This window comes from Lysinibacillus sphaericus OT4b.31 (assembly GCF_000392615.1).
GTDB lineage: Bacteria > Bacillota > Bacilli > Bacillales_A > Planococcaceae > Lysinibacillus > Lysinibacillus sphaericus_B.
In genome coordinates, this window is the sequence record NZ_KB933398.1 from 201,820 (window position 1) to 225,015 (window position 23,196).

The 23,196-nt window shown below is 37.8% G+C and carries 21 protein-coding genes; all 21 read left to right on the plus strand.

The window, feature by feature from the left end:
- Positions 1-11 precede the first annotated feature (11 nt).
- The 21 genes from H131_RS00940 (at position 12) to H131_RS01030 (ending at position 23,182) form a co-directional block, all read left to right on the plus strand.
- Positions 12-524: a YfiT family bacillithiol transferase gene (locus tag H131_RS00940; RefSeq protein WP_010857163.1), complete on the plus strand. Its 513-nt coding sequence runs from the start codon at positions 12-14 to the stop codon at positions 522-524.
- A 765-nt stretch (positions 525-1,289) separates the two neighbouring features.
- Entirely contained in the window at positions 1,290-2,144 is an 855-nt protein-coding gene (locus tag H131_RS00945) for a hypothetical protein (protein WP_010857164.1), read from the plus strand.
- 483 nt (positions 2,145-2,627) lie between these two features.
- Positions 2,628-3,596 carry a tRNA dihydrouridine synthase gene (locus tag H131_RS00950; protein ID WP_010857165.1) on the plus strand — a complete coding sequence of 323 codons (969 nt, stop codon included), beginning with the start codon at positions 2,628-2,630 and terminating at the stop codon, positions 3,594-3,596.
- Positions 3,597-3,811: 215 nt separating this feature from the next.
- Entirely contained in the window at positions 3,812-3,967 is a 156-nt protein-coding gene (locus H131_RS24165) for a hypothetical protein (protein ID WP_155242358.1), read from the plus strand.
- A gap of 512 nt (positions 3,968-4,479) precedes the next feature.
- The gene (locus tag H131_RS00955; protein WP_010857166.1) at positions 4,480-5,121 is read left to right on the plus strand and encodes a hypothetical protein; all 642 of its coding nucleotides are present in this window, start codon (positions 4,480-4,482) and stop codon (positions 5,119-5,121) included.
- The gene (locus H131_RS00960) at positions 5,121-6,632 is read left to right on the plus strand and encodes a phage baseplate assembly protein V (protein WP_010857167.1); all 1,512 of its coding nucleotides are present in this window, start codon (positions 5,121-5,123) and stop codon (positions 6,630-6,632) included. The genes H131_RS00955 and H131_RS00960 overlap by 1 nt, the downstream gene beginning before the upstream one ends.
- Before the next feature lie 15 nt (positions 6,633-6,647).
- Positions 6,648-7,745, plus strand: coding sequence for a pentapeptide repeat-containing protein (locus H131_RS00965; protein ID WP_010857168.1), 1,098 nt, complete (start codon positions 6,648-6,650; stop codon positions 7,743-7,745).
- Positions 7,746-7,803: 58 nt separating this feature from the next.
- The gene (locus H131_RS00970; RefSeq protein WP_010857169.1) at positions 7,804-8,301 is read left to right on the plus strand and encodes a hypothetical protein; all 498 of its coding nucleotides are present in this window, start codon (positions 7,804-7,806) and stop codon (positions 8,299-8,301) included.
- A 99-nt stretch (positions 8,302-8,400) separates the two neighbouring features.
- On the plus strand, positions 8,401-8,799 hold the full coding sequence (locus tag H131_RS00975) for a DUF4280 domain-containing protein (RefSeq protein WP_010857170.1): 399 nt from the start codon (positions 8,401-8,403) through the stop codon (positions 8,797-8,799).
- Positions 8,800-8,830: 31 nt separating this feature from the next.
- The gene (locus tag H131_RS00980) at positions 8,831-14,329 is read left to right on the plus strand and encodes a DUF6531 domain-containing protein (RefSeq protein ID WP_010857171.1); all 5,499 of its coding nucleotides are present in this window, start codon (positions 8,831-8,833) and stop codon (positions 14,327-14,329) included.
- 19 nt (positions 14,330-14,348) lie between these two features.
- Entirely contained in the window at positions 14,349-14,933 is a 585-nt protein-coding gene (locus H131_RS00985) for a hypothetical protein (RefSeq protein ID WP_010857172.1), read from the plus strand.
- A gap of 236 nt (positions 14,934-15,169) precedes the next feature.
- On the plus strand, positions 15,170-15,733 hold the full coding sequence (locus H131_RS00990) for a hypothetical protein (protein ID WP_196228849.1): 564 nt from the start codon (positions 15,170-15,172) through the stop codon (positions 15,731-15,733).
- Positions 15,734-15,776: 43 nt separating this feature from the next.
- A complete protein-coding gene (locus H131_RS00995) occupies positions 15,777-16,196 on the plus strand; it encodes a hypothetical protein (RefSeq protein ID WP_196228850.1) in 420 nt (139 codons plus the stop codon).
- Complete coding sequence (locus tag H131_RS25930; protein WP_329600429.1) at positions 16,196-17,170, plus strand: RHS repeat-associated core domain-containing protein; 975 nt, start codon at positions 16,196-16,198, stop codon at positions 17,168-17,170. Before H131_RS00995 ends, H131_RS25930 begins: the two co-directional genes overlap by 1 nt.
- Positions 17,171-17,174: 4 nt before the next feature.
- On the plus strand, positions 17,175-17,801 hold the full coding sequence (locus H131_RS01005; protein WP_010857174.1) for an Imm43 family immunity protein: 627 nt from the start codon (positions 17,175-17,177) through the stop codon (positions 17,799-17,801).
- Between the two features lie 272 nt (positions 17,802-18,073).
- Positions 18,074-18,298 (plus strand): hypothetical protein, encoded by a 225-nt coding sequence (locus H131_RS01010; protein ID WP_010857175.1) that lies wholly within the window; start codon positions 18,074-18,076, stop codon positions 18,296-18,298.
- Positions 18,299-18,309: 11 nt separating this feature from the next.
- A complete protein-coding gene (locus H131_RS24880; protein ID WP_010857176.1) occupies positions 18,310-18,618 on the plus strand; it encodes a hypothetical protein in 309 nt (102 codons plus the stop codon).
- A 453-nt stretch (positions 18,619-19,071) separates the two neighbouring features.
- Entirely contained in the window at positions 19,072-19,635 is a 564-nt protein-coding gene (locus tag H131_RS22945; RefSeq protein ID WP_051112129.1) for a hypothetical protein, read from the plus strand.
- Between the two features lie 111 nt (positions 19,636-19,746).
- On the plus strand, positions 19,747-21,204 hold the full coding sequence (locus H131_RS25935) for an RHS repeat domain-containing protein (RefSeq protein ID WP_329600430.1): 1,458 nt from the start codon (positions 19,747-19,749) through the stop codon (positions 21,202-21,204).
- 10 nt (positions 21,205-21,214) lie between these two features.
- Positions 21,215-21,532 (plus strand): hypothetical protein, encoded by a 318-nt coding sequence (locus tag H131_RS01025; RefSeq protein ID WP_010857177.1) that lies wholly within the window; start codon positions 21,215-21,217, stop codon positions 21,530-21,532.
- A gap of 705 nt (positions 21,533-22,237) precedes the next feature.
- Positions 22,238-23,182 carry an RHS repeat domain-containing protein gene (locus tag H131_RS01030; protein ID WP_010857178.1) on the plus strand — a complete coding sequence of 315 codons (945 nt, stop codon included), beginning with the start codon at positions 22,238-22,240 and terminating at the stop codon, positions 23,180-23,182.
- The last annotated feature ends 14 nt before the right edge of the window (positions 23,183-23,196 follow it).

Below are 23,196 nucleotides of genomic sequence, written 5' to 3' on the forward strand. Positions count from 1 at the left end.
GGGGTTTGAAAATGGATGTAAGATACCCAATTGGAAAATTACAAGTTCCTGAAAAAGTAGCATTTGAAAATGTTCAAGAATGGTTAAAGCAAATCGAAACATACACAATTCGACTAAGAGAAACTGTTGATTCTTTAAGTGATGAGGAATTAAGCAAAACTTATCGTGAAGGTGCATGGACAGTTCGTCAACTTGTACATCACATTGCAGATTCTCAGTTGAATATGTATCAACGTTTGAAGCTGGCTTTAACAGATGGCAATCCAACAGTTCCAGCTTTTGAAGAAGAAAAATGGGCTGTTCAACCGGATACAGAGCTTCCTGTAGAAAGTTCTATTAAAATGTTAGAAGGCATAAATGAGCGTATCGTATCTTTAGGACAAAGTTTAACTGAAGAGCAATTAGATCGAGCTTTTACTCACCAAACAAACGGTAAAATAACAGTTTCAACAAAAGTTGCAAAATTAGCTTGGCACGAAGAGCATCACTTAGCTCATATAAAATTTGCATTATCAAATGAGTAAACTTTAATAGATAAAACTAGCATAGATTTATTTTATATAAGGTGAGTCTATTACAGCTTTATTTCATATACACCATCCTCAGTACTCAACACATTGTGAAGTAGTTGCGTGTTTGGAGTTTTCATAATGTACCTAGTACACACGTAATTCGCAAACGATTCCGAGAATTTAAAAGCTATACTATAACTTGAAAAAATAGACAATTTCAATCCCGACCCTGATTTTCTTGCAAATAACCTTTGCGAAATTGGGGTCTTTTATATGGAACTTAATTGGAAAATGTCTCATGTTCAGCATATATGATTAGTACACGGATTAATCCATCCGTTTCTTTTCTAGAAAAGGAATTGCTTGTATTGATTTTATATCATGAAGCCCTCCTATGCTTATCACCGGTAATCAAGTGGTTATTTATAGGGGCTTTCCAGAAGTTTCGTGACTTTTTGGAGGCCTTTATTTCATAGCTATTTCAAGGGGTGCCAGAGAATAAATCTTCATTTTACCTCATGATAAAATAAGTTGTCAATAATAAATTTGTGAATTTATTTAAAAAATGTTATAATAGTCTTACAATTGTTTTTTTGAAATCGTATTTCGAATTCCGCTGTCCTTTTTTGCAGATAGAATTTGGGTACGTTTTTTTATTTAAGCCGAAGAAAAAAATTAAAACAGTTATGTGAGCTTTAAAGGAAGTTAGTTGAATAAAATTATTAATTTACTATCTAATAGTAACCAAGTTTTTATTCCATAAGGAGGACTAGAATAATGAATCTAATCAATAAGAAAGTTACACACAAGCGTTTTGGCATGGGTAGTATAGTTAAACATAATGATTCTAGTATTGAAATACATTTCGCATCGGAAAATAAAATGTTTGTTTTCCCTGATGTATTTGGAAAGCACCTAACACTACATGATAAAAGTGATGCTAATTCACTTGAAAAAATAATACAAAAAAAAGAAATAAAACGAAAGGAGGAAGAATGGAAGAAGGAAGAGGAAAAAAAACTACAACGAAAAAACCAGGAACTTCGCTTAGAACACGAAAAACTTATGAAACATCATAAACTTCATCCAGAATCACAAATGGTTTTTAGGTGTGATACAGAAGAACAGAATAGTTCTTTTTCAGAGTGGAAGGTTTTTTCAGGCACAATAAAAAGTGGTAATAACAAGGGGAGGCCAAACAAACCAACCCGCTTGCACCAAAATAGCGCTGTCCTGTTAACAGCAATAGATTCCGGCATGCCTGAAAAAGACAGACGTATCTTAGGTGTCTATATGGTGAATGAAGATTTTATCGGTAAGCTTTGTGAAGATGGAATTATCCCTGCTCATTCAAAATACAGACTCCAACTTACAGAACAGGAATCGGATCAGCTACTTTTATGGAAATATTATGTAAATGAAAAATCCCCCGACAAAATGACATGGAATACAGGTAAATACCGTTATTTTAATAATTTATGGATGGCTCAAATTTTACTTGATATAGTTTCGTTGAGAAGTAACCCAGAGGAACGAGAGCTGGCACAACAATTTTTTAAACATTTTTGTAAAATGAACCAGATAACAGTTCAAGATTTAGCAAAGCCTAATGGCGCATTAATGCGTATTTAGACGATAGCCCAAAGGTCATTAAGAATGACAGCGGACTGACATATTTTCCTATCTATCACTAATGCTGAACAGTGCCTGGCTCTGTTTGCTAATAAACGTGTGGAGTTAATATAATCATTTATCAAGAACGAATTCTTATTAAAGGAATTCGTTCTTTCACCAACACCCATGTGTTGCCACATACACTCCGCACATTGTGAAGCTGTCGCATGGTTGGAGTTGGACTAATAGAAAAGCAGTTGATATAGAAAAAATCTATACCATTTGCTTTTTTGTTTATAAAAATACCATTCAGGACCGATTTTCGTTAAAATAAACAGTACCGATTTTCACAATAGTTTTTTCATAAATGTCCAAATGTATTTGTGTTTGATAATAAGTTATTAAGCATGATATAAGTGTAAAAGAAGTGGAACATTTGGCTTTATGTCTTTTGACCGAAAGTTTGAAGTTGTATCCATAGTGAGAGGATTTGAGTTTGAAATGATAGATAATTTTTGGCGTGATTTACCACGACCATTTTTTGTACTTGCACCAATGGAAGATGTGACAGATGTAGTTTTTCGTCACGTAGTAAGTGAAGCCGGTCGACCGGATGTATTTTTCACAGAGTTTACAAACTCGGATAGCTATTGTCATCCAGAGGGCATGAAAAGTGTGCGTGGCCGTTTGATTTTTACAGAAGATGAACAGCCAATGGTGGCACATATTTGGGGGGATAATCCCGAATTTTTCCGTCAAATGAGTATTGGTATGGCGGATATGGGATTTAAAGGCATCGATATTAATATGGGCTGCCCTGTACCGAATGTGGCATCAAGAGGGAAGGGTAGTGGCCTTATTCTGCGTCCAGACGTTGCGGCAGAGCTTATTCAAGCAGCTAAAGCGGGAGGGCTACCTGTCAGTGTAAAAACTCGACTTGGCTATAAGGACGTCGAAGAGTGGAAAGAGTGGCTAACACATATTTTAAAACAGGATATTGCGAACCTTACTGTTCATTTACGTACAAAAAAGGAAATGAGTCAGGTAGATGCGCATTGGGAGCTAATCCCGGACATTAAAAAATTACGTGATGAAATAGCACCAAATACGCTACTAACAATCAATGGAGACATTCCTGACCGTCAAACTGGGCTGCAGCTTGCTGAACAATATGGTATTGATGGCGTTATGATCGGGCGAGGAATTTTTAAAAATCCTTTTGCTTTTGAAAAAGAGCCAAAAGAGCATAGCAGTAAAGAGTATCTTGATCTTTTAAGACTGCAGCTTGATCTTCAAGATCAATATGCGGAAGCACTACCACGTACAATCACAGGGCTTCATCGCTTTTTCAAAATTTATGTTAAAGGATACCGTGGAGCTGGTGAATTAAGAAATCAATTGATGAACACAAAATCAACTGATGAAGTGCGTGCATTGCTCAATAACTTTGAATCAAACAATGTTGATTGATGATGGACCGTAGAATGATGTAACCGCAAAAAAGCTAGAGCCTATTAAGCAGTAAATTGGCAGGAATGAATGCGGTATTGAATCCAACAGCACCACATATGTTGCCACATACACTCTGCACATGTCGAGTGTGTAGCAAAGCTAAGTTTAAAAGGCTGAAAGTAATGAAAGCCTTTTAATTCGAGTAGCAGAACTTTAAAACATGATGAGCTGTAATGGTTATTGAATTTAATATTAGCTTAAAGAAGCGGTTGCTTTGGTTTTTTGATGGTACGGAAATATCTTCCGTGCCATTTTCTTTTGTAATTGGCTTAGTTATTTACCGTCCTCTGATTTTATCCCGCATTAACTGCCCGATTGGTGAAGACTAATAATCAGTGGGAATGAAGAAAACCCTAATTGACTAAAGTTCTACATTATTCCATATTAATGGGCAGTAAGACTCCTACCCAAAATTCAACGAAGCAAGGAACTGATCAAAGTTTCACATTATCCTGCATTAACTTGACCGTAAAATTAATATACCCCCCACTGAAAAAGTTTCACTTTATCCTTCTACCGCACTGTATATCTAACTACTAAAATTCTTATTTCTCCGACCTTCAGGGATACTTTTTGTCTATTCTGATTAATATTAAAGATTGATGTTGACTTTTTATCTATGGTTTATTAGCATATTTACAGATAAAAATAACCAATTAATGATGTGATTACCATATATGTAATCAGATTTGGGATATTATTACAAAAATAAAATAATGACAAAAAGCATCAATTAATTGCTGACGAGTGAGCGATGACAAAGCTAGGGAAGCAAGAAAATACTAGGTTGTGAGATAGAGCGAATAGATAGAAATGAATCGAAATAAAGGAGCGTGAACAAATGGATTTCATGGATGAAGAAGTTATCGAAATGACGAAACATGCAAGGCAAAAGAAACGAATGGAGAACATCGAAAAACAATTATTACATACTGATATTGGTAAAGCGATTAAAGATGGTCAGCTAATGATCGAAGATGAAACGATTGAGTTTACAGATATTAGTTTTTATGAGGATCAAATCCGGATGTGCATTCCTGCAACATTTGACGTGATGGAACCTGAATTAATGGATATTAAATATCCATCAAGTCGTAGACCAGATTATATCTATACAAGTGAAAGTACGTCAATCAACGTCACGATGAAAATCATGGAACAACAGATAAAAGCAGAAGAATTGGAAGATTTCACACAGACCATGATGAATATCCTTCAAAAAACGCAACCAACTGCAAAAATGTTGGATATCGACATGAATGAAGTTAACGGTGTACAAATTGGTTACTTTGATTTCATCATGCCAGCACTAGATAACAAGATTTATAATTTAATGTTTTTGTTTAGGGTAGGCGAGAATGTGACGATGAGCTCGATTAATTGTTTGCAGAAAGAGATGAATATTTGGAAACCCATTGCTTACGGCATGATGGAATCTATCTCGGTTGAAAACAAATTATTAGATGGAGAAGGTGTTGTTTGATGGATCGGATGAAAAAGGAAACAGCCTTAACGTATAAAGATATGATTGTGATGCCCTATAATATTCGCGTCAATCAAATCGAAATTACTCAACAAATGAATGAGCATGCTACATTGCATTTAACGGGTGTGATTCCAGATGAGCTCGAAGATTCTTATGTTTATATGACAGATGCAGAAACGGCTATTGAAGTATCGCAAATCGGCAGTGATGGACAAACTATTCCTATTTTTAATGGGCTAGCGTTAGATGTGCAAGTGAAATTAGTTATGGGCACATATTATTTGGAGGTTAAAGCCGTTTCGCATACGTATGTGTTAGATGTTAAGAAGAAAAACCAAACCTATCAAAATGCGAGTATGCCCTATAGTGAATTAATAGATGTATGTATTGCCGATCAAAAAGGTGCAGATTTCATGGATTATGTCACAAATGGCGCTAGTCTTGGTAGCTTCACGATGCAATATTTAGAGACAGATTGGGAGTTTCTTAAACGAATGGCATCACGATTTCATACAGGCTTGGTGCCAGACACTGTTCACTCGGCTGCAAAGTTTTACTTCGGTGTACCATTTCAAGCTGGGAACAAGCAGAAAATGGATGCCATTAATTATCGAGTCAAAAAAGCGATTGGCAACTTCCTTGTCTCCAGTAAAAATCACCTCGACAGTATTACCGATAGTGACTACATGTACTATGAAGTAGAATCGATTCAACTATTCAAAATAGGCAATGAAGTTACTTTCCAATCAAAAAAATTGTATGTCTATAAAATCTTCTCGACGCTAAAAGATGGTTTATTCAAGCATATCTATACATTAACACCTCAGAACGGTTTCAGTGTCCACACTACTTATAATCAAGCCATTATTGGTGCTTCCATTCAAGGAAAAGTAATTGATGTTGCAGGTGACAAAATTCGCATTCATGTCGATTTCGATGAGGGTCAAGAAAAGGATACGGCCTATTGGTTTCCATATTCAACGATCTATGCATCAGAAGATAATACGGGATGGTATTTTATGCCAGAGTTATCTGATAATGTTAGAATCTACTTCCCAAGCAATCGTGAGGATGCAGGGATTGCGATTAGTTCTGTATCAAAAGCGCCTCCACAATCTGGTGCGATGTTAGCAAAAAGTAATCCAGCCAGTCAAGGTGCCGGCGGTCAATCAAGTGCTGCACCATCGGAGGATGGTCGCCAAGATCCAGCGCGGATGGCCGATCCAGATGTAAAAACACTCAGAACCAAGCATGGTAAACAAATTCTACTTGCACCTGATCGGATTGTCATATCTGGTGGAGGGTTAATGATTTCACTGATGGATGATAATGGAATTTCAATAATAAGTGATAAAAATATTAACTTACAAGCAGCAGAGAAAGTCGTCATCAATGCAAAACAAATAATGATTAATGCGACTGAGAAAATTGAGATGACTTGTAAAGACAATTCAATCAAGATGGAAGACAAAATGGAGATTAAAGGAACAGAAGTACGAGCAAATTAGTGAGGATGTGGATGCATGAAACGAGAAGAAGCATTACAGCATTTTATGGATGAATGCGTGTCAGTTCATGTCAGCCGGTTGCAGGAGAAGGTTGATCGACAGTTTCGCCAAGAGAAGGAAAAATTGCTACAACCAATCATTGACGCACTTGAACAGCTGTTTGCGAATATTAGAGATCAGCAAGAACAGGAAAAGATAGCGCCAGTTGGCTTTATACACTTTTCATTATTGCGAACATCATTACTAGAAAACAAGTGTACATATTTGCTAGAAGCATATGGAGAAACATGGTACTACGATTGGGTAGAATGCACGGCACAGTATGAAGCAGAATGGCTTAGTGAGGCGATTATAGATTTACAAAAAACGCTTGAAAAAGAAAGAAAGCCATATCTCTCCATCCAAGCAGCTGATATTCGAGGGATCATTCAACAGACAGTGACCCTGTTTCATCAGTATATCATTCAATTGGTACGCTACCTTTTTCGCTATCAACAAGAATGCGTGCCCGAAATAGATTTTCAACGAACAGTGTGCTTACGATTTCGTGTCGGTGAATATAAAGGGTTTAGTGAAGATGTTGCGGTCATTGATGAACGGGAACGGGTGGAAAAAAATCTTCTCGCATGGTTAGAGAAAGAAGAGACGGACAAATCGTATACGTTTGAAAATTTCTCAAACCTTCAATTACAGCAGAAACATTTCAATCAAATAGACTTTTCCTATGCCAATTTCAATGGCAGTGATTTAGAAGGTGCTTCATTGAAACGAAGTGTTTGCATGGGTACTAGTTTTGTAGATTGTAGGTTAGTGCATGTTGATTTTTCTTATGCAGTCATTCAAGATGCTGATTTTCGAAATGCCAATTTAGCAGGCGCTGATTTTACCCATGCACAGGGAAAAACGCTGATGCTTTCCGATGATGAAGTTGCGTGTTACCTAGGTACTGATTTCAGTAATGCGAATTTGGAAAATGCAAGGTTTGAGTTTGCGCAGATCGCAGGTGCCAATTTTACAGGTGCCAATTTAAAAGGGGCCACCTTTTTTAAACGCGATCAAGAGAAATGTCTATTTAGCCCAGACCAGATAGAAGACATTCATTGGATTCATTAACTTTAATCTTATGTGCAAAAGTTATGAGATACAGCAATGATGGTTACAGGAGGAAAAGATGGAGTATTTTATTGTTCGACAAGATCAAAGTATTACAAATCCAATCATTCCTTTGAAGACAGACCTCGATGATAACTTTGTCTGTTCATCTGTATTCGGGGAAGTGGTAGAGAAAGAGAATGCGCTATATCTGGATTATTTGGACAAGCCTCGAAGAATTGTGTCGGATGATTTGAAAGCGTTGTTAGCGAAATACGAGGATAACTTAGATTTTACTGCCATAGTGTTTACGGATGTGAAGAAAGGGACACAGCGCGTATATTGGCTTATGGACATTGTGAAGAAGAACTGTATTTCCCATGAGACGACTTATTATCCAGACGGACAAATGAAGGAGCTCGTGATCGACCCTAAGAAAGTGGAACTGGATTGTATTTTTCAAGTCGATAGCAAAAAGGAATCTTTCACCATAGTCAATTTAGATGTGGCAGAAAGTATGTTGCGAAGACCCTTTCTCGGGATCCAGTTGCAGCGAGTAAGACTAGAAAGACGATAAATAATTCTAATAAATCATTCCAAAACACTGTTGCAGGTAGTTTTGGACAGTGTTGAAGCGATATTTAACCACAAACGAATACGAAAGGAAGTATGTCTAATGGCTCAAGTTGTGGAAAATTTGGAGACAGAAAGTACGGAACAGGAGCAATTTAGTTATGTGGTACATGGGGCAATTATTTCCTGTGAGCATGGTAGCCATCTTAATTATTTAAACTTACCGCAAGATCATGGCGTATATATCAAAGGGAAGGCCGTGATGAATGTAGGGGATCGAAACCCTGAAAATATCCCAACCTTTGGCGTGTGCTTACAGTTGAAAAAACCGTGTACGCCAGTATGTTCCATTGATTGGTTGGAAGGGATGGAAAATGTCAATGTCGAAGGCAAGCAAGCGTTATTAAACCGCTGTCATACTCAATGCTCAGCAGGTGGAGGCAAAATCGATATTGTTCATGACGGGCAAGAGGAATTAGAAATACCGATACAAGGTTTTTAAAAAGAAGTGGTTCATAGAAAGGAGGCAAGTAATGAAATCGCTAGAAGAAAATAAAGTACATATGATTAGTACGTATGAAGATCTTGTGCTCGAATGGCCTTATCCACTTATCCATTTAGATAAACTAACAATCAAACATAAGGGCAATGACCATGCGAAATTGTACTTTACAGGAATGATTGCTGAAGAGCAAGCGCAAAAATATATTCAGCGGGTCAGTCATACAGATGAAGTTGTAGTGAGATTTGGGCGAGCGAAAGACATATTATTCTCAGGAAGAATTGAAAATGCGGAGTTGCAGGCATCACAAGGCGTGCATTATGTCTCAGTTGAGGCTGTATCGTTTACGGCAAATATGGATATTGAGAAGCGCTCACGTTCTTTTCAAGATGCGAGCATGACGTATGTGCAGTTAATCAATAACATCGTGAGAGCCTATCCTAATGGGGATTACATCGACCAGGCTTCTAACGGTCAAGCCATTGGTCAAATTTCGATTCAATACATGGAAACAGATTGGGCATTTATTAAAAGAATGGCCTCCCGTTTGCACGCGATTGTTTTTCCTGATTTAAAAGGAAAGGGTGCCCGATTCTGGCTTGGTACACCTCAAAGTAGGAACAGCATTACCATCGACCATCTGCCTTCTGTCTTACGTATGGATGTCGATGCGTACCGGTTGATTACTGAAAACGATGGTACGGATGTGAGCGAAGCCGATTATACTTTTTGTGAGTTTGAAAGTACGGAAGCTCATGAAGTGGGCACGTTGGTGCAATTCAAGGGAAGATCCTATGTCGTAACGGCTAGGGAAACCCATCTTGATGGGGGTGTGTTGAAGTTTCAATATACTGCCCAACCAGAGAAAAGTATTCGTCAGCGATTGGTACGCAATTTAGACCTCATTGGTGCAGCATTTACAGGAAAGATCATTGATGTCACGCAGAATACAGTCAAAATTCATTTAGATATAGATAAAAATCAGGATAAAGAAAAAGCACATTGGTTTGCTTATTCAGCAGATGCCAATGGCGTTATGTATTTAATGCCCCAAATAGGTGCACGTGCTCAATTGCATTTTCCGAGTGCAGTTGAAGAAGAGGCCATCGTCATCAGCTCGGTGCGTGTTGATCCAGTCACACCAGAGGGTGGGCAAAAGGCAACGAAGAAAATGGCGGATTCTACCGTTAAGTCATTGGCAACCAATGCTGGGAAAGACATGACATTAGGTGTTGGAGATATTACCTTTAGTGCAGTAGATGGGGTATTGGATTTAAAAATGGATGATGGAGAAGGCGTAACATTTCTTAGCAACAGTACCATCATGCTAGCGGCAGATGAAACACTCGAAATTAGTGGAATGAAAGAGCTAGCTGTGGAGGCGGAAGAATGGATTGCTGTATCAGCGCAGGAGCAAAGTCATGTGATCCTTGCAGCTGACACACAGTTAATTAGTACGCTCATTGAGCAAGAAGGTACGGAGAAGCAAAGTCAACCACCGAAGTTAAATGAAGAAGCAATCGAAGCTACGTCGAAAGTCGACTTAATTTTCCCGCAAAAGGCAGAAGAGAAGAAAGAGAAGAAAGGCTGGTTTAGTAGTTTAGTAGATGGCGTAAGTTTAGCACTGGATGTCGCTGGGTTTATTCCTGTCATCGGTACATTTGCAGATATTGCGAATGCAGGAATTAGTTTGGCAAGAGGAGATTACATGGGGGCAGCTATGAACATAGTAGGTGCAGTCCCAGTAGTTGGAGATGCAGCAAAAACAGCCTATAAGGCCGGTAAAGCGGCAAAAGTTGGAGATGCAGCCATTACAACCGCAAAAGCTGCGGATAAGGCAGTGGATGCATCAAAAGCAGTAAAAGGGATGAAAGCAGCTTATACGAAAGTTTCTAAAACGTTAGATACAGTAACGGGGTTAGCCAACAAAGGGTCTAAGAGCATGAAAACAGCAGCAGATAAAGTCATCTCCTCGATGGATGAAGTGCTAGCTGTTTCGAAGGCAGTAGACGGAATGAAGGCTATGGCGAAAACGGAGCTAACGAAATTTAATCATGGGGTATTAAAGAAATTTAATTGTACAAAAGGGTTAAGTGATAAATTCTGTAAAAAAGGTTTTGAACCCGTTGATTTAATCACAGGGCGTATGATATATGAAGGTGTCGACTTCGAACTACCTGGACCGATCCCCCTATCATGGGAACGTGCTTGGTACAGTGATAGTAGTCGGGTTGGCTTGTCAGGTCATGGTATGCACTTTACATACGATCTAGCCTTAGAGATATTTGAAGAAGAAGACCTGATTGGGATTGTGGTGACAGATGGTCGCGCAGTTGGCTTTCCAATTTTACCAATAAATTTGTCATATTTTAATAAAAAAGATAGAATGACCCTGACAAATACAGGTGAGGAGTATCATTTGTTTGAGCATGATACACGATTGATTTATGTATTTGAACAAACAACAGAGACGAAATACCGTTTAAAAGAAGTAAGAAATGAGCAAGACCATCATATTCAATTTGCGTATAACCTTAAAGGCTTCTTATCCCAAGTAACAGACAGTGTGGGTAGAGTGCTCGAGGTTACGACCAATGAGGCAGGCAGAATGACAGAAGTCGCCTTACGCAACCAGATGAATCGTGAAGTCTTAGTTCGCTATGTTTATAATGATGGTCAAGATTTAGTTGAAATCCAAGATGCATTAGGGCAAAGTACGCATATAAAATATAACAATCACTTAATGATGCAAAAAACGGATCGAAATAAAAATACCTTCTTCTGGCGCTATGATGGGCCCACTACAGGTGCACGAGTAATCAAAACATGGGGAGATGGCAATGTCCTTGCAGGTGAGCTTTCGTATCATGAAGGCTATAACGAAATTACGAATAGCTTAGGCCATAAGAGTACTTACTATTTTAACGAAGATAACCTCTGTACGAAAATCGTTCATCCAGATGGTAGTGAAGTCAGCTATGAATATAATGAGGACTTTGAATTACTCCAAGCAGTAGATGAAGATGGTCGTGTGACGACATTTAGCTATGATGAGTGGGCAAATCCAGTGACGATTACGCGTGCAGATGGCAGTACCTTATCCTCACAGTATGATGAGAAGGATAGGCTGATTCAAGCTGTTAGCGCAGAGGGTGGAAGTAATCAGTGGATTTATAATGAAGATGGGACATTACAGGCAAATATTTTAGAAGATGGCACGAAAACGGAATTCTCGTATAATGAGCATCATTTAATTGAAACGGTAACGAATGCGCAAGGCCATATGGTAAGCTTAGCTTATGATGCTGATCTGAACCTGAGTCAAGTGACATTGCCAGACGGGACCAGTTCGACATGGGCGTATGACCGTCGTGGTAATTGTACAACCACGACAAATCCGCTAGGGGCCACAGAGAAATTCCGTTATGATAACTTGAATCGCCTTGTACGGGCCAATCTTTCAGATGGTAACGACGTTCAATTAAAGTATAATGCCTATGACGATATTGTTTTTGCGAAAGATAACCATACGCAAGTAGCCTTTGATTACACCATTCTCGGCAGTTTGAAGGTTCGAGAACAAGGTGGCAAGAAAGTCAAATTCACCTATGATACAGAAGAGCAGTTAACCGCTGTTATCAATGAGAAAGGCGAAACGTATCAGTTTGAACGTGATACGAAAGGCAATATCATCAAGGAAATCGGCTTTGATGAGATGGAAAGAACGTATGGGCGAAGTCTAGCAGGATTGGTTCAGAGAATTCAACGTCCAGATGATCGTTGGACAGCGTATCAACATGACGGTCTAGGAAATGTCATTCGCTCAGATTATTATGATGATACCTGGGAGACGTTTGGCTATGACAAAAATGGTTCGTTAATAGAGACTGCCAATGAGCATGTAACCGTAAAGCTGGAGCGAGATCCATCTGGACAAGTAATCAAAGAGTGGCAGAATGACCATTGGATTGCGAGTAGCTATGATGAATTAGGCAATCGTTCACAGATTACGAGTAGCTTAGGTGCAAAAATCGATGTCGCTCGTAATGTGATGGGAAATGTATCGCAAATCACAGCTTCTCGTTCAGAGCAAGCCCAGTGGATAGCCTCCATGCAGTACAATGAACTCGGACAAGAAATCGAGAGAATTTTACCCGGAGATGTCATTAGCAAATGGCAATATGACGTGACCGGTAGACCGACACACCATCGAATAAGTAGTCAAAATCGTCATACACGAAGACGCGTCTATAATTGGGATGTTAATCACCAATTACGAAGCATGGTAAACGAGTTAACAGGTGTAAAAGTTACCTATGGTTACGATGAATTTAGTAACCTTGTTTGGTCCAATCAAGGCGGTCAATTTGACTTCTTACACCGCAGTGTCGATGATGTCGGGAACTTGTATGAAACGAAAGAAAAGACAGATCGTGTCTATGGTGCCGGCAGCAGATTACTTGAAACGAAAGAGGCAACATTCTCTTATGATGATGAAGGTAATCTTGTTCAGAAGATTGAGAAGAATGGTGGTACATGGAATTACGAGTATTATGGCAATGGGATGATGTCAAAGGTCATCAAACCAGACAAGACAGAAGTAACTTTCAAGTATGACTCACTAGGTAGACGAATAGAGAAGTGTTCTGACGAGAGAACTATGAGATTCGTATGGGATGGGAATACTATCCTGCATGAGTATTTCTCGAAGGATAATTCAGATAAAATTGAAGATCTAGAGGAATATTCTTCACAGAACAAATCTGAAATACCAGATAATCTAGTCACTTGGGTATTTAATGATAGGTTTGTACCTTCAGCAAAAATTACGAATAAAGGTAATTACAGCATTATTAGTGACTATCTTGGGACGCCTGTCGAGGCCTATGATGAACAAGGTAATAGGGTTTGGTCAGCTGAGCTTGATATATATGGACGAGTGGTGGAGTTCACTGGTGAGCAGGATTTCATTCCGTTTAGGTATCAGGGTCAGTATGAAGACATGGAAATCGGATTATATTATAACAGATTCCGTTACTATTCTCCTGTGGAGGGAATGTATACTCAACAGGATCCGATTGGTCTTGAAGGCAAGAATCCATCTTTATATGGGTATGTTCGGGATACGAATAAGAATATAGATAAATTTGGATTATACTCAGATTTATTAGATACTGGTATGGGCCATCATTTGATGCCGAGATCAATAGCTAAGGCTTTAGACATTCTAGAATTAAGTCAAAATAATTCGATTTCATGGTATCCAAATAAGGGGGCTGGAACAGCAGAACTTCACAAAAAATTGCATAAAAAACTTATAGAAGCTGGAATACCTTATCACGGTTCAAAGTTTACTGGTACAGTAGATGAATTTTTTGAAAAAGGTGCTAAAGCATACGAAAAAATTGACGTTAAAGGTTATTTAAAAATCCCTTACACTGACGAAAGATTATTCAAAAATTTAACCCCTGCAGAAGCTTTAGAGAAATTAAAAGAATTACATTCTGAGGGAAAAATCCCTTGTAAATAGAAGAAAAGGAGATGTTATGATGGAAAGAATTTTAGATGTCTCAAGTTACGGAATTTGTTTATTTTCATTAGACGTATTAGAAGATTTTTTAAAAAATGAAAAAGTTAGGTCAAAAAAACTTTTAAAAAATTTTCAGGATAATCATAAGCGATATTTAACTTCACTTGCTGAGGGTATTTGGATTCCTTTTTTACCAATAGACTCTATAGAATATGTAATCAAACTTGATAATTTTAATCAGTCGTTTGACGATGAATGGGAAGAGAAAATAGTATATCATGACTTCAATATTGATGTTAAAGATACATTATGGATTGCTAGTATTGGTTCATTTTATGATTTCGATAGAAATAAATTTATAGGAAATGATGAAGTATCATATCAAACATTAGATGGAGAGACACTATATTCCGGATTTGGATATAATGTTTCTTCTGGTAAATATTTGGTATCTATAAAGGGCTATGCACGTAAGAAGAAATTAGATTATCCTAATGCAAATTTTGGATTTTTGTTTTCTCTTGTTAAAGTAAATGAATTTAAAGGTTTTAATGATCCACGCGAAGATGAAAAATATAACTTTAATGTGGCAGATGTGAAATAAATCTTATAGACTAAGAAAATGAAAATGCATATACGAAACGACTTTAGAATTATCACAGATAAAAGAAATACTACAGGGTATTATTTCGAAGTTAAATTTAAAAAGGGCAATAAATCCATTTAAAAGGATTTTATTGCCCTTTTGATCTTTTATAATAAAGATCTAAACTTTCAAAAAACTGTTGATTTATATCTAACCAAAGCTTAGCTTATGATACTGATCTGAACTTGTGTCAAGTGACGTTAGATGGTAACGACGTTCAATTGCAGTACAATGCCTATGACGATATTGTTTTTGCGAAAGATAACCATACGCAAGTAGCCTTTGATTACACCATTCTTGGCAGCTTGAAGGCTCGAGAACAAGGTGGCAAGAACGTCAAATTCAACTATGATACAGAAGAGCAGTTAACAGCTGTCATCAATGAAAAAGGCGAAACGTATCAGTTTGAACGTGATACGAAAGGAAATATCATCAAGGAAATCGGCTTTGATGAGATGGAAAAAACGTATGAGCGAAGTCTAGCAGGATTGATGCAGAGGATTCAACGGCCGGGTAATCGCTGGACAGCGTTTCAACATGATGGTCTAGGGAATGTCATTCGCTCAGATTATTATGATGACACTTGGGAAACGTTTGACTATGACAAAAATGGTTCGTTAATAGAGGCTGCCAATGAGCATGTAACCGTAAAGCTGGAGCGAGATCCATCTGGACAAGTAATCAAAGAGTGGCAGAATGACCATTGGATTGCGAGTAGCTATGATGAATTAGGCCAATCGTTCACAGATTACGAGTAGCTTAGGTGCAAAAATCGATGTCGCTCGTAATGTGATGGGCAATGTGGCGCAAATTACAGCTTCTCGCTTAGAACAAGACAATTGGACAGCAGCGATGCAGTACAATGAAATTGGTCAAGAGATTGAGAGAATCCTGCCAGGAGATGTTATCAGCAAATGGCAATATGATGTGACCGGTAGACCAACACAGCATCGAGTAAGTAGTCAAAACCGCGATACACGAAGACGCGTCTATAATTGGGATGTTAATCACCAATTACGAAGCATGGTCAACGAGTTAACAGGTGTTCGAGTGACCTATGGCTACGACGAATTCAGTAACCTCGTGTGGGCCAATCAAGACAGTCGTCAATTTAATTTCTTATATCGCAGTGTGGACGATGTCGGGAATTTGTATGAAACAAAAGACAAAAAAGATCGTGTCTATGGCGCTGGAAGTACGAATACTTTGGCAACGGCATGATGTCGAAGGTCATTAGACCAGATAAGACAGAAGTTACTTTCAAGTATGACTCACTAGGTAGACGAATAGAGAAGAGTTCTGACGAGAAAATAACAAGTTTCGTGTGGGATGGGAATACTATTCTACATGAGTATTTCACGCAGAATGATTCAGTTGAACTAGAAAATGATAATCTAGTCACATGGGTATTTAATGATGGGTTTGTACCTTCAGCTAAAATTACGAGTGAACGTAACTACAGTATTATTAGTGATTATCTTGGAACGCCTGTAGAAGCCTATGATGGGGAAGGTAATAAGGTTTGGTCAGCTGAGCTTGATGTTTATGGCAGAGTAAAAGAATTTACAGGTGAACAAGATTTCATTCCATTCCGTTATCAAGGACAGTATGAAGATGTAGAAATAGGACTGTATTATAATCGATTCCGATACTACGACCCAGAACAAGGGAATTATACTCAAATAGACCCGATTGGACTTGCTGGTGGGAATCCTACACTTTATGGGTATGTGCACGATCCAAACATGGAAATTGATTCATTCGGTTTAGCGAGAGCACCAAGCCAAGTTCTTGCTGGAAACCGAAAAAAGACTGGAGATAAAATATCAGGATTTCAAGCTCACCATGTTATTACAACTAATACATGGAAAACACATCAATCCTTCTTTAACTCTATAGGTATGGGGGGATTAAGAGATGAAGCATTTAATGGTATTATGATGCCTGGCAACCCTAACACATTAAAAGGAAGTTCTTTTAGCATGATTCATAATACTCAGCATCCTATGTATAGTGATTACGTCATGAGTAGGGTGACGGATATTTCCGATCAATACTCTCTTGGTTTAATAAATGAAAAAGAGGCTAGGACAGATATTCGCAAATTGCAAATAGAATTAAAAAACAAAATACAGAAAGGGCACTTTGATACTGTGCAATCTAGGAAATATCCTAAGTGTCAAAGATTAGGGTGATATAATGAGTTACTACATGATTGTTAAGGATAATGTAAAGTCACCTATTTTTTTGAAAGGTGTTATTCACGAATCTTTTGATGAAAAAAAATATAATGAGGGAATGGGATACGATTGGAACAAGATCTTTTTCGTAAAACAAGATATTCCAAAAGATTTATGGTTAATTACTAATAATAAAATTGAATTTGACTATTATGAGGGTTTTAATGGTCATATCATCAGTGGTGATTTTCTCACTTTGATGAATCAAGTAAATACTTTGCAAAAGTATGTTACATCGAATCTCCAAGTTGTTAGTTCAAAAGGAAAATCTAAGGTAAAGAAACCCTATTATTTTATTAAGTACTATACTAGAGAAGATTTCGTTGATTACGAGAAGTCGGAATTTACAAAAAGAAGAGTTCCGGAAAATAAGATTCTTGACTTAAATTATTTGGTTGAAAAATTTCAAAAAATTGTACTAAAAGAAAATGATAGAGACGTTTTTTGTTTGAATGACTTAAAATTAGCAAGATATCTATTTTGTTCAGAAAGGTTTAAGCAACTTTGTGAAGAAAGGTATATGAAAGGAATTCGATTTATAGAATTGGAAGATATTCCGCAATACTTTTCTTCATATGATCGGTAATATAGGTTCCTGTTTTTGTCTGTGAAAAATTTTTAATTCAAATGATTCAAAACACATGTTAAAAGGATACTAATCCTTTCAACATGTGTTTTCTTTTAAAAATGAAACTGCTTCATCTCGTGTATTTACTTCCTAACTTCGTCCGAAATAAGGTGTTAAATAGTAATATTCATAAATAAATCATAAAACCCCTTGTATTTCCACAAGCTAAATTAGTTAATTAAAATGTGAGCCTAAATTGCAATATTAAATGTAACAAAGGATCTAAGAGCGTGAAGACGGCAGCAGATAAAGTCATCTCCTCGATGGATGAAGTGCTAGCTGTTTCGAAGGCAGTAGAAGGTATGAAAGCTATGGCAAAAACCGAACTAACGAAATTTACTCATAAAGTATTAAAGAAATTTGAATGTACAAAAGGATTAAGTGATAAACTTTGTAAAAAAAGTTTTGAACCCGTTGATTTAATCACAGGGCCAGCAATAACATCATGTCGTTAAAGGAGATTTTTATGAATAAGAATGAAGCTTTAAATATAGTTTATAAAAATATTCTAGGAGAGGATTCAATTTTATTACAATTAAGAAGAGGAGAAGGGTTGAATGAGGATAGATTTAATGAATTAGTCACAGCAATGCAATTATTAATAGTCGAATATAAGAATTTAGACGTTGTTCCAAAAAAACTTGCATTATCGTTTGTAGATATAAGTAATTACTTTTATTTTAACGAAGATAAATACTCCTTGGATGAACAAAATCTTATCGAAGATGCTGTTCAAAAAATTTCTCAACTGGCTAATGAATTATTTGACTATTAAAAAATGTTAGAGTATATGTAAAAAATTTGAGTCAATTCTTTGTATTTTTTCTGTCAGAAAAGGAATTGTCTTATTCCGTATATTTACTGCCCTGCTTCATTTGAGGCAGGGGTTTTTTAAATACTAGCAACACTCCCACTAGAATCTGATATAACGTTTTTAACTATTAGAATTGAGATAATTAAGTCACATGAAGTCACATGAAGTCACCTACACACAGTAGAAGGGTATTTATGGATAATTATAATGATTCATAAACTTTTACATATTAGCGCGGTGGGTATTTATGTTTGGTAACTGCCAGTAATGTTATGACGGTACTTTTTCTTCGATAAATACTTATGAATATGGGGATAGAGCGAGGTGAATGCGCATATCTTCAAGCTATTCCATTAAAAACCTACTTTTTGCTCAACACAGCAAGTACGAAGGGTCTAGGGGGGATTTTACCTATTGGAAAAGGTAACTACTTGGGCCACAGAGAGGTTTCGTTATGACAACTTGAATCGCCTTGTACGGGCCAATCTTTCAGATGGTAACGACGTTCAATTGCAGTACAATGCCTATGACGATATTGTTTTTGCGAAAGATATCCATACGCAAGTAACCTTTGATTACACCATTCTTGGCAGCTTAAAGGCTCGAGAACAAGGTGGAAAGAAATTTAAATTCGCCTATGGTACAGAAGAGCAGTTAACCGCCGTCATCAATGAAAAAGGCGAAGCGTACCAGTTTGAACGTGATACGAAAGGCAATATCATCAAGGAAATCAGCTTTGATGAGCTAACCAAAACGTATGAACGAAGTCAGGCAGGATTAGTGCAGAGGATTGTTCGTCCAGATAATCGTTGGACAGCGTATCAACATGACGGTATAGGGAATGTCATTCGCTCAGATTATTATGATGACACCTGGGAGAGGTTTGGCTATGACAAAAATGGTTCGTTAATAGAGACTGCCAATGAACATGTAACCGTTAAACTGGAGCGAGATCCATCTGGACAAATAACCAAATAGCGGCAAAATGACCATTGGATTGCGAGTAGCTATGATGAATCAGGCAACCGTTCACAAATTACAAGTAGCTTAGGTGCAAAAATCGATGTCGCTCGTAATGTGATGGGAAATGTGGCGCAAATCACTGCCTCTCGCTTAGAGCAAGAACAGTGGACAGCAGCGATGCAATACAATGAACTTGGTCAAGAGATTGAGCGAATCCTGCCAGGAGATGTCATCAGCAAATGGCAATATGATGTAACAGGTAGACCGACGCACCATCGAATAAGTAGTCAAAACCGCGATACACGAAGACGCGTCTATAATTGGGATGTTAATCACCAATTACGAAGCACGGTCAACGAGTTAACAGGTGTTCGAGTTACCTATGGTTACGATGAATTCAGTAACCTCGTGTGGGCCAATCAAGACAGTCGTCAATTTGACTTCTTATATCGCAGTGTTGATGACGTCGGGAATTTGTATGAAACGAAAGAAAAGACAGATCGTATTTACGGTGCCGGCAGTAGATTGCTTGAAACGAGAGAGGCAACATTCTCTTATGATGAGGAAGGGAATCTCGTTAAAAAGGTCGAAAAGAATGGTGATACGTGGAAGTACGAGTACTATGGTAATGGCATGATGTCGAAGGTCATCAAACCAGATAAGACAGAAGTTCATTTTATGTACGACCCACTTGGGCGACGAGTAGCCAAAGTCAGTGAAAGCAAAGCAACAAAATTCATATGGGATGGAAACACCATTTTACACGAATGGAACGTCACCAAAGAAAACCACCTATCCCAACCGGAAAACGAAGCCTTGACAACATGGTTATTCGATGCAGACACATTCATCCCAACAGCCAAACTTAAGGATGAAGGCAACTACAGCATCATAACCGATCATCTAGGCACACCGGTAAGTGCCTACGATGAATCGGGAAAAGAAATCTGGCTAAGGGAACTGGACATCTATGGCAAAGAAAAGCCAGAACTAGACGATTACAAACAAGAAAAAGACTGCACAGGTGAAACAGACTTTATTCCGTTTAGATATCAAGGACAGTACCACGATATTGAGACAGGATTATTTTACAATCGATTCAGGTACTACTCACCAGAAGAGGGCATGTATACACAACCCGACCCGATTGGGCTTGCGGGGAATAATCCAACGCTGTATGGGTATGTAAGTGATCCGAATAGTTGGATTGATCCGTTTGGATTGACAAAACAAAGTTGTGGAAATTGGAAACAAAGAAGAACATTCCAGGATGGTGATTCTGGATTAAAGGATCATGCAAGTCGACACTCAAATTTGTCTTCTGAGGATTATTTAAAACGTGGTCAAAAAAATATATCTGATGGTGCTCTTGTTAAAGGTGGAGGCAAACGTCAGGATGCTGATTACTATATTAGGAAGTTAGGGGAAAACGAATATAGTATTACAATTACTAATAAAAAAGGAGAGATTTTATCCATAGATACATGGTCAAATGAAGGTTCCCCAATTACTGCAAAAAAAATTGGAGACATGCTAAGTAAGGGTGGAAATACTTTGAAAAAAAATTTCTGGGATCAATTTTAGAAGGTGAACTATGTCAATTAAACATTTAGAAATGTTAGAGAATCAGCTAATTCAAAAAGGCTGGACGGTTTCAAATGCCTATTCGGATCAATTGTATTATGTGACAAATGATTTTACAGTTTATTGGAAAATTACGAGAGATATAAACAAAGAAGCTATTACTTTAATATTCCCTATTCATGGTGAATTCGGTAGAAGGAGTACTGATTTGAAAGATATTTTCTACTGTGAAGAAAGTCGGAATGGCAAGATACTTTACTTTAAAAAAGTTAAGAGTAAAGAGTGGACTGAAAATCTTAAAGAATGGGTAAGTAGTCTTATGCAGTAGTTAAGTATATTTATTTTGTTATTGCCTCAGTTCAATGATGTGAGTTTCTAAATGGAGTTAAAGTCTAAAAAAACATGTTGATTGGAATACCAATCAATACATTAGTATCGATAATTTAAAAGGGCAATAAAATCCATTAAAAGGATTATATTGCCCTTTTTTTGCTTTCTAAATAGTAATCTAAACTTTTAAAAACTATTTAATTAATACCTACCTATATTTTCAGTCAAGTAATTTATAAGTAGCATGAAAATGGAATTCTCCTATGAGAAAAGGCTGGCAGGATTCCTGGGAAACATTTGGCTATGACAAAATGGTTCGTTAATAGAGACTGAGAATGAGCATATGATCATAAAGCTGGAGCAAGAGCCATCTGGACAAGTAATCAAGGAGTGGCAAAATGACCATTGAATCGCGAGTAGCTATGGTTCATTAGGCAATCGTTCACAGATTACGAGTAGCTTAGGTGCAAAAATCGATGTCGCTCGTAATGTGATGGGAAATGTGGCGCAAATCACGGCTTCTCGCTCAGAGCAAGCCCAGTGGATAGCCTCCATGCTCATGAAGTTTATATGAGCTAACATCAATTGACATTCCCTTATACATGGAAATATGACTGTTATAGCTAGGGGCTACTGAAAAGTTTCGTTATGATAACTTGAATCGCCTTATACGGGCAAACTTTCAGATGGTAACGACGTTCAATTGAAGTATAATGCCTATGACGATATTGTTTTTGCGAAAGATAACCATACGCAAGTAGCCTTCGATTACACCATTCTCGGCAGTTTGAAGGTTCGAGAACAAGGTGGCAAGAAAGTCAAATTCACCTATGATACAGAGGAGCAGTTAACCGCTGTCATCAATGAAAAAGGCGAAACGTATCAGTTTGAACGTGATACGAAAGGAAATATCATCAAGGAAATCGGCTTTGATGAGATGGAAAAAACGTATGAGCGAAGTCTAGCAGGATTGATTCAGAGAATTCAACGACCAGGTAATCGTTGGACAGCGTATCAACATGACGGTTTAGGGAATGTCATTCGCTCAGATTATTATGATGACACCTGGGAAACATTTGGCTATGACAAAAATGGTTCGCTAATAGAGACTGCCAATGAACATGTAACCGTTAAACTAGAGCGAGACCCATCTGGACAAGTGATCAAGGAGTGGCAGAATGACCATTGGATTGCGAGTAGCTATGATGCATTAGGTAATCGTTCACAAATTACAAGTAGCCTAGGTGCAAAAATCGATGTCGCTCGTAATGTGATGGGAAATGTGGCGCAAATTACGGCTTCTCGCTCAGAGCAAGAACAGTGGACAGCAGCGATGCAATACAATGAACTTGGTCAAGAGATTGAGCGAATCCTACCAGGAGATGTCATCAGCAAATGGCAATATGATGTAACAGGTAGACCGACACACCATCGAATAAGCAATCAACAACGTCATACACGAAGACGCGTCTATAATTGGGATGTTAATCACCAATTACGAAGCACGGTCAACGAGTTAACAGGTGTAAAAGTTACCTATGGTTACGATGAATTCAAGCACTGGCACGTACACACAGATAGATCCGATTGGGTTAAGTGGCGGAATGGCTTTGTATGGATATGTAAAGGATACAAATACACAATTTGACCCGCTTGGATGGA

Bases quoted from the DNA above. Each gene is read 5' to 3' on its own strand.
- H131_RS00940 (WP_010857163.1), top strand. From the start codon at position 12: ATGGATGTAAGATACCCAATTGGAAAATTACAAGTTCCTGAAAAAGTA.
- H131_RS00945 (WP_010857164.1), top strand. From the start codon at position 1,290: ATGAATCTAATCAATAAGAAAGTTACACACAAGCGTTTTGGCATGGGT.
- H131_RS00950 (WP_010857165.1), top strand. From the start codon at position 2,628: ATGATAGATAATTTTTGGCGTGATTTACCACGACCATTTTTTGTACTT.
- H131_RS24165 (WP_155242358.1), top strand. From the start codon at position 3,812: ATGGTTATTGAATTTAATATTAGCTTAAAGAAGCGGTTGCTTTGGTTT.
- H131_RS00955 (WP_010857166.1), top strand. From the start codon at position 4,480: ATGGATTTCATGGATGAAGAAGTTATCGAAATGACGAAACATGCAAGG.
- H131_RS00960 (WP_010857167.1), top strand. From the start codon at position 5,121: ATGGATCGGATGAAAAAGGAAACAGCCTTAACGTATAAAGATATGATT.
- H131_RS00965 (WP_010857168.1), top strand. From the start codon at position 6,648: ATGAAACGAGAAGAAGCATTACAGCATTTTATGGATGAATGCGTGTCA.
- H131_RS00970 (WP_010857169.1), top strand. From the start codon at position 7,804: ATGGAGTATTTTATTGTTCGACAAGATCAAAGTATTACAAATCCAATC.
- H131_RS00975 (WP_010857170.1), top strand. From the start codon at position 8,401: ATGGCTCAAGTTGTGGAAAATTTGGAGACAGAAAGTACGGAACAGGAG.
- H131_RS00980 (WP_010857171.1), top strand. From the start codon at position 8,831: ATGAAATCGCTAGAAGAAAATAAAGTACATATGATTAGTACGTATGAA.
- H131_RS00985 (WP_010857172.1), top strand. From the start codon at position 14,349: ATGGAAAGAATTTTAGATGTCTCAAGTTACGGAATTTGTTTATTTTCA.
- H131_RS25930 (WP_329600429.1), top strand. From the start codon at position 16,196: ATGTCGAAGGTCATTAGACCAGATAAGACAGAAGTTACTTTCAAGTAT.
- H131_RS01005 (WP_010857174.1), top strand. From the start codon at position 17,175: ATGAGTTACTACATGATTGTTAAGGATAATGTAAAGTCACCTATTTTT.
- H131_RS24880 (WP_010857176.1), top strand. From the start codon at position 18,310: ATGAATAAGAATGAAGCTTTAAATATAGTTTATAAAAATATTCTAGGA.
- H131_RS01025 (WP_010857177.1), top strand. From the start codon at position 21,215: ATGTCAATTAAACATTTAGAAATGTTAGAGAATCAGCTAATTCAAAAA.